The organism is Rhodococcus rhodochrous, assembly GCF_900187265.1.
GTDB lineage: Bacteria > Actinomycetota > Actinomycetes > Mycobacteriales > Mycobacteriaceae > Rhodococcus > Rhodococcus rhodochrous.
Genome location: NZ_LT906450.1, coordinates 2,359,737 through 2,370,801 on the forward strand (window position 1 = coordinate 2,359,737; position 11,065 = coordinate 2,370,801).

Consider the following 11,065-nt stretch of genomic DNA (forward strand, 5'->3'; position numbering starts at 1 on the left):
GACGAGCGGTCGCGGATTGCCGCCGCCCGACTAGGCCGCTTTCGGAATCGGTTGCGACGGAATCGATGCCGCGTCCGTGCCCTTCCACAGCGCCGCGAAGTCGTGGCGGTGTCGTATGCCGAGGACGTGCAGCAGGACGAAGCGCGGTACGGGCGGCACGAGATGCACGACGTGATCGCGCGAGGAGTCGTCGAGACCGTCGATCAACCAGTTCCCTTCCTTGCCGAGCTGCTGCATGCTCTTCGGCTCGATGTTGAACTCCTCGTCCCACGCACGCCACTGCGCATCGGTGATGCTCCTCGAGACCAGCGGCATCATCTCCCGCTCCTCGCGCTCGAGATGGGGGAGCAGGACCTCGGACAGGCGGGACAGCGCCGCGCGGAGTGCCTCCCCGGAACCGGGACGGTCGGCGCGGAAATCGCGGGCGGCCTCCTCGACGGTGGCGATCGCAGGTTCGATGGTGCGGTGGTCGGCGTTCATCCTCTCCACGAGCGGCGCCGTGTCGGGATTGCACTGCACGACGCGCGGATAGAGCCAGCGGTCCTCGGACTCGTGGTGATGGTGGAGGAAATCCATCATCCACAGCACGTGGTCGGCGAGCGCCACTCGGTGGGTCTCCTGCCATGTCTTCGTCGAGGTGGCGACCTCGATGCGGAGGAGGTCGCGGCGTAGGGCGGAGTGCACGATTCCCATGATGCGGGTATCGGCGGGCCCGTCGGGATCGGTGATCATGACGACTCCGGTGGATCGATGAGCAACGAGACCTGCGAAGCGCAGGTCGGGATCTGCGAGGACGATGGGGGACACCGTGTTCGCACCGTGGAGTTTCCGTCGACGGAGGCTGTTCCCAGTGTCGATCCGGCGTGGACCGAGCGCAAGGGTCGACGGACGCTGTCCTGTGCACGGACGACAGCGACACGCGTTGCCGGAGATATTATTTGTCACAGTAACGGGGCTGCTGATTGTGACCGATCTCTTCCGTAGGTGCCGGGGAGGCACAGGAGGAGAGGACGGACGAATGGGTGCCGGGCGAAGTGTCGGTAGGGTCGTCGGCGCGTGTGTCGTCGCGATGCTGACTGCGGGTGCAGCGGTACTGACTGCGGGTGCAGCGGCGGCACAGCCGCTCCCGACCGACGACGGACCGATCCTCGGTCTCGGGGAGGGGTCGTTCAGCAGAGTGCCCGTCCCGGCGGGACCGGTGGCCACCGGGCACGCCGAGGCGGCCGAATACGCCGAGAACAACCCCGATGTCGCGCCCGCAGGCAGCAACGACTTCGCGTGTGTGCCGTCCGAGGAACACCCCCGCCCGGTGGTGCTCGCGCACGGTACCGATTCCAATGCCTATTCCGACTTCGCTGCTCTCTCACCGTTGCTCGCGGCGTCCGGCTGGTGTGTGTTCGCCCTGAACTACGGGTTCGCCGACGGCGCCGAGGACTACGGCACGGGCGACATCCGGGTCTCCGCAGCACAGTTCGGTGCGTTCGTCACCGAGGTTCTCGACGTCACCGGTGCGGAGCAGGTCGACGTCGTCGGCTACTCGCAGGGGGCCACCGTGGCCCGCTACTACATCAACGAGCTCGGGGGTTCCGAGGTCGTCGACCGGTGGGTGGGAATCGCGTCGCCGAGCTACGGAGGCACCTTCTACGGCATCGGGGCCGCCTTCGCCGCGCTGCCAGGAGCGACCGACATCGTCGAGGGCGAGTTCTCCGTCGCCCTCGTACAACAGCTTCAGGGGTCGGAACTGCTCACCGAACTCAACACCCCGACCGACACCGTGCCCGGTGTGCGCTACACGACCATCGGTAGCGAGGTCGACGAGGTCATCCAGCCTGCCGGCAACGTAGCTCTCCACGGCGAGGGCGCCGTCAACCACGTGATCCAGGAGCTGTGCCCCCAGGATCTGACAGGCCACTTCAACATGGTCTACGACCCGTTCTCGCTGCAGCTCGCGCGGCACGCGCTCGATCCCGACGGGTACGCGATCGGTGAGTGCACCTCCGTCGCGCTCGGCACCGGCATCCCGGAACTGATCCTGCAGTCCAACACCTGAGCTCCCCGCTGCTCGGGTACCGACCTCCGTGAGGTGACCGCTCGGCGCGGTGATGCAGGTCGCACGACGTCGACTCCCTAGACTGTGAGAGGTCATCGCCGTCGAAAACTGGAGCAGCATCCGTGACATCCCCGCACAGTCCACACGCAGCGCACCCCACTTCCTGCCCGGCGGTGCTCTGACATGCGCGTGGTCTTCGCGGGAACGCCGGAACCCGCCGTCCCGTCGCTGCTCCGCCTCATCGAGTCGTCGCGCCACGAGGTCGTCGCGGTGGTCACCCGCCCCGACACCACCGCCGGTCGCGGCCGGAAGGTCGTGCGATCGGCCGTGGGGCAGATCGCCGACGAACACGGCATCGAGGTCCTCACGCCGCGCTCGCCGCGCGACCCCGAGTTCGTCGCGCGGCTGACCGAACTCGCACCCGACTGCTGCCCCGTGGTGGCCTACGGCGCCCTGATCCCGCAGGACGTCCTGGACATCCCCACGCACGGATGGGTGAACCTCCACTTCTCGCTGCTGCCCGCCTGGCGCGGCGCGGCGCCTGTCCAAGCGGCGATCGCCGCCGGTGACGAGATCAGCGGAGCGAGCACCTTCCGGCTCGAGGCCGGACTCGACACCGGTCCGGTCTACGGCGTCGTCACCGAGACGATCCGTCCCACCGACACCGCCGGCGACCTGCTCGGCCGCCTCGCCGAGGCCGGTGCGACACTGCTCGAATCCACCCTCGACGGCCTCGAGGACGGCATCCTCACACCCGCACCGCAGCCGGCCGACGGTGTCTCGCACGCGCCCAAGGTCACCGTCGAGGCCGCCCAGGTGCAGTGGACCCTCCCCGCACACGTCATCGACCGCCGGATCCGCGCCGTCACCCCCGCTCCGGGGGCGTGGACGATGATCGGCGACCTGCGCGTGAAGATCGGCCCCGTGACAGTGACCGACGAGACCCTCGAACCCGGTGAGCTCGACATCCGCAAGGACGGTGTGCTCGTCGGTACCGCCACGACTGCCGTCCGGCTCGGGACGGTGCAACCACCCGGGAAGAAGGCGATGGCAGCCACGGACTGGGCGCGCGGCGCCCGTCTCGACCCGAAGGTGCGTGCGCGATGAGCGAATCCGGCAGGCCCCCGCGGGGCAAGCGCAATCCCGGGGGACGGAACCCGGCAGGCCGCGGTGGACGCAACGGCGGAGGGAAGCCGAACCGCAACCCGGCGTCCGAGCACACCCGACGGCCGTCGAAGCCATCCGCCGACCCCGCACGCGTCGCCGCGCGGGACGTGCTGCGCGCGGTGCGCGAACGGGACGCCTACGCCAATCTCGTTCTCCCGTCGCTGCTCCGGGAGCGGCATCTCGACGCGCGCGACGCTGCCCTGGCCACCGAACTCACCTACGGCGCGGCCCGTGCACGGGGTCTGTTGGACGCCGTGATCGCCGACGCCGCGAACCGTCCCGTCGACGAGATCGACGGTGCGCTGCTCGACGTGCTGCGTCTGGGTGCCTACCAGTTGCTGCGCACGCGCGTCGCCCCGCACGCCGCCGTCGCCACGAGCGTCGACCTCGTCCGGGCCGAATTCGGAGCGGGCCGAGCAGGTTTCGTCAACGCGGTGCTCCGTCGTGTGGGGGAGCGTTCGGAGGAGGAGTGGATCACGCTGCTCGCCCCCGACGCGGACCGCGATCCGGTGGGTCACCTGGCCTTCCGGTACGCCCACCCTCTGTGGATCGCGCAGGCGTTCGCGCACGCGCTCGGATCGGATGCCTCCGAACTCGCCGACGTCCTCGCGGCCGACGACGCGCGCCCGATCGTCCACCTCGTCGCCCGCCCCGGGGTCATCACCGCGGAGGAACTCGCGCTCGTCACCGGCGGCGAGATCGGACCGTGGTCGCCCTATGCAGTGCATCTCGAGCACGGCGACCCCGGCCGCCTCGAACCCGTCCGGGAAGGCATGGCCGCAGTGCAGGACGAAGGCAGCCAGCTCGTCGCACGGGCCCTCACGCTCGCACCCCTCGTCGGCGAGGACCGGGGCCGCTGGCTCGACCTGTGCGCGGGACCGGGTGGAAAGGCGGCACTGCTCGGCGCCATCGCCGCGATCGACGGGTTCGCCGTCGACGCGGTCGAACCGGTCGAACATCGCGCGGAGCTGGTCCGAAAGACCGCTCGCGACCTACCGGTGACCGTGCACGTCGCCGATGGACGCGAGCCCGGACTCGAACCGGGCTACGACCGGATCCTCGTGGACGCGCCCTGCACGGGACTCGGCGCATTGCGTCGGCGTCCCGAGGCGCGGTGGCGCCGGCAACCCGGCGACGTCGCCGAACTCGTGCGCTTGCAGAAGGAACTGCTCGCATCGGCGATCGGACTGCTGCGTCCCGGTGGTGTGGTGCTCTACTCGACGTGCTCACCGCACGTCTCGGAGACGGTCGCCGTGGTGTCCGACGCGGTGCGCCGCCACGGTGTCGAACAGCTCGACACCCGCGAACTCGTCCCCGGCGTGCCGCGGGTCGGGGAGGGGCCGGGAGTCCAGCTCTGGCCGCACCGCCACGGCACCGACGCCATGTTCATGGCCGCGCTGCGTAAACCGGAGCGCTGACCGCGAGGTGCCGCGCTCCGGACCGGTCGGGCGAAAGCAGCACGCGTACGTCGATCGGTCCGAATAGGGTTTCGGGCATGCCCGAGATCGTCACCCTGACCATGAACCCGGCACTCGACGTCACGACCTTCACCGACGCGGTGGTGCCCACCCGCAAACTCCGCTGCGACGAGCCGTTCTACGACGCCGGTGGGGGAGGGGTGAACGTCGCGAAGGTCGCGCGTGTGCTCGGTGCCTCGGCCGCCGCCGTCTACCCCGCGGGTGGTGCGCGGGGTGAGCAGATGAGCGGTCTCCTCGACGACGACGACGTCGAGGAGCACATCGTCCCCATCGCCGGGTCCACCCGCGAGTGCTTCACGGCCATCGACCGCCGCAGCGGTCAGGAATACCGGTTCGTCACACCCGGTCCCGAGTTGACGGACGAGGAGCAGGAACGCTGCCTCACGACGCTCGAGAAGGTCGCCGAAGGGGCGAAGTACGTGGTGGCCAGCGGCAGCTTCCCGCCCGGTGTACCCGGCACCTTCGTCCGACGCATCGCCGCCGCGGCGCACGAAGCCGGCGCACGGTTCGTCCTCGACTCGTCGGGCGATGCGCTGACCAGCATCGATTCAGGGGTCTACCTCGTCAAACCGAGCCTGGACGAGTTGTGCGAGTGGACCGGACGGGAGCTGGTCACCGACGACGAGCAGATCGCGGCCGCGCGGGAACTCGTCACCTCCGGTGTCACGGAGATCGTCGTCGTCTCGCTCGGGGCGGACGGGGCGATCATGGTGACCGCCGACGAGGCCGTGCGGGTGCCGGCCCTGGCGGCCAAGGTGCGCAGCGCCGTCGGCGCCGGCGACAGCATGGTCGCCGGACTCGTCGTCGGACTGCTGCAGGAACGGTCGTTGCGGGACGCGCTCGCTCTCGGGATCGCCTGCGGCACCGCGGCACTGCTCACCGCCGGAAGCCACGTCTGCCGCCGCGAGGACATCGACCGCTTCGACGCCCTCGCACGCGTGGTCTGACGACCCGCCGTTCACACCGCGCGGGACCGTGGATCCCGCAGGGTGCGAACAGCTTCGGTGAGTGTCGAGTGGATGTACCCGAGCACCGGACTCGCAACGTCCGACCAGTCCGCCGACTCGTCCGTCGCTGCGTCGTCCGTCCACGCGGATGTGTCGGCGCCGGGATCGTGCCGCTGGATCCACCAGAGATTGCCGGACGGATCCGAGAACCGGGCGAGGACATCGCCGAAGAAATCCGTCGGCCGTGTGACGATCTCCGCGCCGTGCTGCGTGGCACGTTCGAGGACGGCATCGACGTCGTGCACGTGGACCCGCACGAAGGCGGGTGTGAAGGGCCAGTCCGGTTTCCGGTCGGCGACCACGAGCACGGAATCGCCGACCCGCACCTCGGAGTGGAGGAGGAGCCCGTCGTGGTCGAGGGTGCGCGCCTCGGGCACCTCCTCGGCCTCGAGGACGGCGACGAGGAAGTCGACGAGTTCGGCTGCGCGGTCGGAGATCAGGAAGGTGTCGACGGTGTTCGATCCGTCCGGTCGGGGAGGGAGGAATTCGCGGTGATGGAGAGCGGTCACGATGATCCTTTCGATCGGGTGACTGCCAGCCTTCCGGGCATAACGGCCACCTGATGGCACCAATGCGCCCGAGAGCGGAAATTCCCGGCGGTTCGGCTGTGGACCGCCGGTCCGACGCAGGTCCGACCCGGTGGAGGGCGCCGACTAGACTCGTCGGTTGTGGCCCACCCGATGATCGCTCCGTCCATCCTGTCCGCGGATTTCGCTCGTCTCGCCGACGAGGCGCAGGCCGTCGCCGGTGCCGACTGGCTCCACGTCGACGTGATGGACGCCCATTTCGTTCCGAACCTGACGCTCGGTCTTCCGGTCGTCGAGTCGCTGCTGAAGGCGACCGACATCCCACTCGACTGTCACCTGATGATCGAGAACCCCGGCCGGTGGGCTCCGCCCTACGCCGAAGCCGGTGCCCACAACGTCACCTTCCACGCCGAGGCGACCGACGACCCGGTCGCCGTGGCCCGCGACATCCGCGCGGCCGGCGGCAAGGCCGGACTGTCCGTCAAGCCGGGCACCCCCATCGAGCCCTATCTCGAGATCCTGAAGGAATTCGACACGCTGCTCGTGATGAGCGTCGAGCCGGGCTTCGGTGGTCAGTGCTTCATCCCGGACGTCCTCGACAAGGCCCGCCAGGTGCGTCGCCTCGTCGACTCGGGTGAACTCCGTCTGCTCGTCGAGATCGACGGCGGCATCAACACCGACACCATCGAAGCGGCCGCGGAAGCAGGTGTGGACTGCTTCGTCGCCGGGTCCGCCGTCTACGGCGCCGCCGATCCCGGTGAGGCGGTCCGCAAGCTGCGGGCGCAGGCCGGGGCTGCGTCCCCGCACCTGACGCTCGCGCCGTGACCGCACCCGAAATCGCCGAAGCCCTCCAGTTCGCGCTCGACGCCTCGGAGGCCGTGCGGGGCACGACCAGCCCCAACCCGCCTGTCGGAGCGGTGATCCTCGACGCGGACGGCGCGGTTGCGGGCGTCGGTGCCACCGCACCACCCGGCGGTCCGCACGCGGAGGTCCGGGCACTCGAGGCCGCGGGCGAACGCGCGCGCGGCGGCACCGCCGTCGTCACCCTCGAACCGTGCAACCACACCGGCCGCACCGGTCCGTGCGCGCAGGCCCTCATCGAAGCGGGGATCGCGACGGTGTACTACTCGGTCGCCGACCCGAATCCCGTCGCGGGGGGAGGTGCCGACACCCTCCGGGTCGCGGGCATCACCGTGCATCCCGGCCTCGGTGCCGAGGCCGTCGCCCGCGGCCCACTGCGGGCATGGCTGCACCGGCAGCACACCGGCAGGCCGCACGTGACCTGGAAGTACGCCGCGTCGATGGACGGTCGCAGCGCGGCCGCCGACGGCACGAGCAAGTGGATCTCCGGTCCCGAATCGCGTGCGCGCGTGCACGACCAGCGCAGCCGGCTCGACGCCATCATCGTCGGAACCGGCACCGTCCTCGCCGACGACCCGTGGCTGACCGCCCGCCTGCCCGACGGTGAACTCGCGCCGCACCAGCCGCTGCGGGTCGTCGTCGGTATGCGTGAGATCCCCACCTCGGCAAGGGTTCTCGACGACTCGGCGCCGACACTGGTGTTGCGCACCCACGATATCGGGGAGGTGCTCGACGCGCTCGGCGACCGACCCGACGTGCTGCTCGAAGGCGGCCCCCGGCTCGCGGGCGCGTTCCTCGCAGCGGGCTGCGTCGACCGCATCCAGGCCTATCTGGCGCCCGTCGTGCTCGGAGCCGGCGAGGCCGCCGTCGAGGACGCCGGCGTGGGCACGATCTCCGACGCGCTACGGTTCCGCCGGGAACGAGTCGAGACCGTCGGCTCGGACATTCTGTTGACACTCGTCCCGGACCGGGACAACTGAATCGGACCCGGTCGCGGATCGGGAGCTAAGGAGCGGAACATGTTCACCGGCATCGTCGAGGAACTCGGTGAGATCGTCGCGAAGGAGGACCTCGCCGACGCGGCACGCTTCACCGTGCGCGGACCGCTGGTCACCTCCGACGCCAAGCACGGCGATTCGATCGCGGTCAACGGGGTGTGCCTGACGGTCGTCGACGTGCTCGACGGCGGGTCCTTCACCGCCGATGTGATGCAGGAGACGCTGAACCGGTCGTCGCTCGGCCAACTCACTCTCGGCAGCTCCGTCAACCTCGAACGCGCCGCAGCACTGAACAGCCGCCTCGGTGGCCACCTCGTGCAGGGCCACGTCGACGCCACGGGCGCCGTCGTCTCCCGCACGCCCTCGGAGAACTGGACCGTGGTGCGCATCTCGCTGCCGGCCGAAATCTCCCGCTACGTCGTCGAAAAGGGCTCGATCACCGTCGACGGTGTCTCGCTGACGGTGTCGGGTCTCGGAGGGGAACGCGGACAGGAGTGGTTCGAGATCTCGCTCATCCCGACCACCCTCTCGCTGACGACCCTCGGCACCGCCGAGCCGGGCACCCTCGTCAACCTCGAGGTCGACGTGATCGCCAAGTACGTGGAGCGCCTGCAGAACGCGCGCTGACGCGTCGTACTGTGGAGATCGACAGTGGACGCGGAGCACGAGTCGTCCGGATACGAGAGTTGGAGTCCAGGGAAGTGACGAGGTTCGACACCATCGAGCGCGCGGTCGCCGACATCGCCGCCGGTAAGGCGGTCGTCGTGGTCGACGACGAAGACCGTGAAAACGAGGGCGACCTCATCTTCGCCGCGGAGAAGGCAACGCCGGAACTCGTGGCATTCATGGTCCGCTACACATCCGGGTACCTGTGCGTGCCGCTGGACGGCGAGGACTGCGACCGTCTCGGTCTGCCTCCCATGTACAGCGTCAACCAGGACAAGCACGGCACCGCCTACACGGTCACCGTCGACGCGAAGGAAGGCATCGGCACGGGTATCTCCGCGTCCGACCGCGCCGCCACCATGCGGCTGCTCGCCGACCCGAACTCCACCGCCCAGGACTTCACGCGTCCCGGTCACGTGGTGCCGCTGCGCGCCAAGGAGGGCGGCGTCCTGCGCCGGCCCGGGCACACCGAGGCCGCCGTCGACCTCGCCCGCATGGCCGACCTGCGGCCGGCCGGCGTCATCTGCGAGATCGTCTCGCAGAAGGACGAAGGCGAGATGGCCCGCACCGACGAACTGCGGGTCTTCGCCGACGAGCACGAGCTCGCCCTGATCTCGATCGCGGATCTCATCGCGTGGCGCCGCAAGCACGAGAAGCACGTCGTGCGCGTCGCCGAGGCCCGCATCCCCACCCGGCACGGCGACTTCACGGCCGTCGGCTACCAGAGCATCTACGACGAGGTCGAACACGTCGCGCTCGTCCGCGGCGACATCGCCGGCCCGGACGGCGACGGCTCCGACGTGCTCGTGCGCGTGCACTCCGAATGCCTGACCGGCGACGTCTTCGGGTCGCTGCGCTGCGACTGCGGTCCGCAGCTCGACGCCGCCCTCGAGATGGTGGCCGAGGAAGGCCGCGGCGTCGTGCTGTACATGCGCGGCCACGAGGGACGCGGCATCGGCCTGATGCACAAGCTGCAGGCCTACCAGCTGCAGGACTCGGGTTCCGACACCGTCGACGCCAACCTGCAGCTCGGCCTGCCCGCCGACGCCCGCGACTACGGCATCGGCGCCCAGATCCTCGTCGACCTCGGCATCTCGTCGATGCGGCTGCTGACCAACAACCCGGCCAAGCGCGTCGGTCTCGACGGCTACGGCCTGCAGATCACCGAACGCGTCCCGATGCCGTTGCGCGCGAACCGCGAGAACATCTCGTACCTGCGCACCAAGCGCGATCGCATGGGCCACGACCTGATCGGTCTCGACGAGTTCGACGAGGGAGACGCCTGATGAGCGGCGAAGGCCTGCCCGACCTGCAGCTCGCCGACGCCGCGGGACTGAGCCTCGCGATCGTCGCCGGTCGCTGGCACACCGAGATCTCCGACGCCCTCATCGCCGGCGCACAGCGCGTCGCCGAACAGGCGGGCGTCACCGACGTCACCCTCGAGCGCGTCGCCGGAGCGATCGAGCTTCCCGTCGTCGCGCAGCAGCTCGCCCGCACCCACGACGCGGTCGTCGCGCTCGGCGTGGTGATCCGCGGCGGCACGCCGCACTTCGAGTACGTGTGCGACGCCGTGACCTACGGCCTCACCCGGATCGCGCTCGACGAGGGCACCCCGGTGGGCAACGGCGTCCTCACCACCGACACCGAACAGCAGGCCCGCGACCGCGCCGGTCTGCCCGGCTCCGCAGAGGACAAGGGCGGCCAGGCCTGCGCGGCGGCACTCGACACCGCCGTGACCCTGCGGCGGCTGCGGAAGGCGGCGCGTTGACCCACGACGAGACCGGCTGGGATCTCGAGGTACGCCCGGAGAAGATGCGGCGCTGGGTCGTCGTGGCGGCGGTCGTCGTGATGGCCATCCACATCTTCGCGGCGCTCGTGCTCCGCGGGGGCGGCGACACCGGTGTGAACCTGCGGGTCGTCGACCAGATCGCGATCCTCGCCATCGGTGTCGTGCTCACCGGAGGCGTCCTGCTGTTCACCCGGCCGCGGCTGCGGGCGGGTGCCGACGGCGTCTCCGTCCGCAACGTGGTCGCCGAACGACACATCCCGTGGACCGACGTGCGCGGGCTGTTCTTCGACCACGGCGCGCCCTGGGCCCGTCTCGAGCTGCCGTTCGACGAGTACGTGCCCGTCGTCGCCATCCAGGCGCGCGACGGGGAACGCGCCGTGGACGCGCTCGAGCGTTTCCGCGAACTCGAATCCCGCTACACCGTCCGCGACACCAACGACGGCGGAGCCGTCAGGCGCAACGACGACGGCGGAGCCGTCAGTGACAAGGACGGCGGAGCCGTCAGGGGCGACGACTAGCCTG

At 70.0% G+C, this 11,065-nt stretch carries 12 protein-coding genes; 10 read left to right on the forward strand and 2 right to left on the reverse strand.

Going from position 1 to position 11,065, the window contains the following annotated elements; all coding sequences use genetic code 11:
- Window positions 1-30 precede the first annotated feature (30 nt).
- Window positions 31-807 carry a hemerythrin domain-containing protein gene (locus CKW34_RS10810; protein ID WP_231921873.1) on the reverse strand — a complete coding sequence of 259 codons (777 nt, stop codon included), beginning with the start codon at window positions 805-807 and terminating at the stop codon, window positions 31-33.
- A gap of 211 nt (window positions 808-1,018) precedes the next feature.
- Between CKW34_RS10810 and CKW34_RS10815 the strand changes: the two genes are divergently transcribed.
- From CKW34_RS10815 to CKW34_RS10830, 4 genes are all read left to right on the forward strand, one after another.
- The gene (locus CKW34_RS10815) at window positions 1,019-2,050 is read left to right on the forward strand and encodes an esterase/lipase family protein (RefSeq protein ID WP_059381371.1); all 1,032 of its coding nucleotides are present in this window, start codon (window positions 1,019-1,021) and stop codon (window positions 2,048-2,050) included.
- Window positions 2,051-2,233: 183 nt separating this feature from the next.
- On the forward strand, window positions 2,234-3,157 hold the full coding sequence (gene fmt, locus CKW34_RS10820; RefSeq protein WP_016691686.1) for a methionyl-tRNA formyltransferase: 924 nt from the start codon (window positions 2,234-2,236) through the stop codon (window positions 3,155-3,157).
- A complete protein-coding gene (locus CKW34_RS10825) occupies window positions 3,154-4,635 on the forward strand; it encodes an RsmB/NOP family class I SAM-dependent RNA methyltransferase (RefSeq protein ID WP_059381372.1) in 1,482 nt (493 codons plus the stop codon). The genes fmt and CKW34_RS10825 overlap by 4 nt, the downstream gene beginning before the upstream one ends.
- Before the next feature lie 77 nt (window positions 4,636-4,712).
- On the forward strand, window positions 4,713-5,642 hold the full coding sequence (locus tag CKW34_RS10830) for a 1-phosphofructokinase family hexose kinase (protein WP_059381373.1): 930 nt from the start codon (window positions 4,713-4,715) through the stop codon (window positions 5,640-5,642).
- Between the two features lie 11 nt (window positions 5,643-5,653).
- On the opposite strand, the gene CKW34_RS10835 is transcribed toward CKW34_RS10830, so the two are convergent.
- Window positions 5,654-6,211 (reverse strand): VOC family protein, encoded by a 558-nt coding sequence (locus tag CKW34_RS10835; protein ID WP_059381374.1) that lies wholly within the window; start codon window positions 6,209-6,211, stop codon window positions 5,654-5,656.
- 159 nt (window positions 6,212-6,370) lie between these two features.
- Between CKW34_RS10835 and rpe the strand changes: the two genes are divergently transcribed.
- The 6 genes from rpe to CKW34_RS10865 all read left to right on the forward strand — a co-directional run bounded on the left by rpe (window position 6,371) and on the right by CKW34_RS10865 (window position 11,061).
- Entirely contained in the window at window positions 6,371-7,054 is a 684-nt protein-coding gene (gene rpe, locus CKW34_RS10840) for a ribulose-phosphate 3-epimerase (protein WP_059381375.1), read from the forward strand.
- Entirely contained in the window at window positions 7,051-8,070 is a 1,020-nt protein-coding gene (gene ribD / locus CKW34_RS10845) for a bifunctional diaminohydroxyphosphoribosylaminopyrimidine deaminase/5-amino-6-(5-phosphoribosylamino)uracil reductase RibD (protein ID WP_059381376.1), read from the forward strand. Before rpe ends, ribD begins: the two co-directional genes overlap by 4 nt.
- A gap of 39 nt (window positions 8,071-8,109) precedes the next feature.
- Complete coding sequence (locus tag CKW34_RS10850) at window positions 8,110-8,715, forward strand: riboflavin synthase (RefSeq protein WP_059381377.1); 606 nt, start codon at window positions 8,110-8,112, stop codon at window positions 8,713-8,715.
- A gap of 74 nt (window positions 8,716-8,789) precedes the next feature.
- Complete coding sequence (locus CKW34_RS10855) at window positions 8,790-10,040, forward strand: bifunctional 3,4-dihydroxy-2-butanone-4-phosphate synthase/GTP cyclohydrolase II (protein ID WP_059381378.1); 1,251 nt, start codon at window positions 8,790-8,792, stop codon at window positions 10,038-10,040.
- Window positions 10,040-10,522: a 6,7-dimethyl-8-ribityllumazine synthase gene (ribH, locus tag CKW34_RS10860; protein ID WP_016691694.1), complete on the forward strand. Its 483-nt coding sequence runs from the start codon at window positions 10,040-10,042 to the stop codon at window positions 10,520-10,522. Before CKW34_RS10855 ends, ribH begins: the two co-directional genes overlap by 1 nt.
- The gene (locus tag CKW34_RS10865) at window positions 10,519-11,061 is read left to right on the forward strand and encodes a PH domain-containing protein (RefSeq protein ID WP_059381379.1); all 543 of its coding nucleotides are present in this window, start codon (window positions 10,519-10,521) and stop codon (window positions 11,059-11,061) included. Before ribH ends, CKW34_RS10865 begins: the two co-directional genes overlap by 4 nt.
- Window positions 11,062-11,065: the final 4 nt, after the last annotated feature.

Bases quoted from the DNA above. Each gene is read 5' to 3' on its own strand.
- CKW34_RS10830 (WP_059381373.1), top strand. From the start codon at position 4,713: ATGCCCGAGATCGTCACCCTGACCATGAACCCGGCACTCGACGTCACG.
- CKW34_RS10815 (WP_059381371.1), top strand. From the start codon at position 1,019: ATGGGTGCCGGGCGAAGTGTCGGTAGGGTCGTCGGCGCGTGTGTCGTC.
- CKW34_RS10825 (WP_059381372.1), top strand. From the start codon at position 3,154: ATGAGCGAATCCGGCAGGCCCCCGCGGGGCAAGCGCAATCCCGGGGGA.
- ribH (WP_016691694.1), top strand. From the start codon at position 10,040: ATGAGCGGCGAAGGCCTGCCCGACCTGCAGCTCGCCGACGCCGCGGGA.
- fmt (WP_016691686.1), top strand. From the start codon at position 2,234: ATGCGCGTGGTCTTCGCGGGAACGCCGGAACCCGCCGTCCCGTCGCTG.
- CKW34_RS10850 (WP_059381377.1), top strand. From the start codon at position 8,110: ATGTTCACCGGCATCGTCGAGGAACTCGGTGAGATCGTCGCGAAGGAG.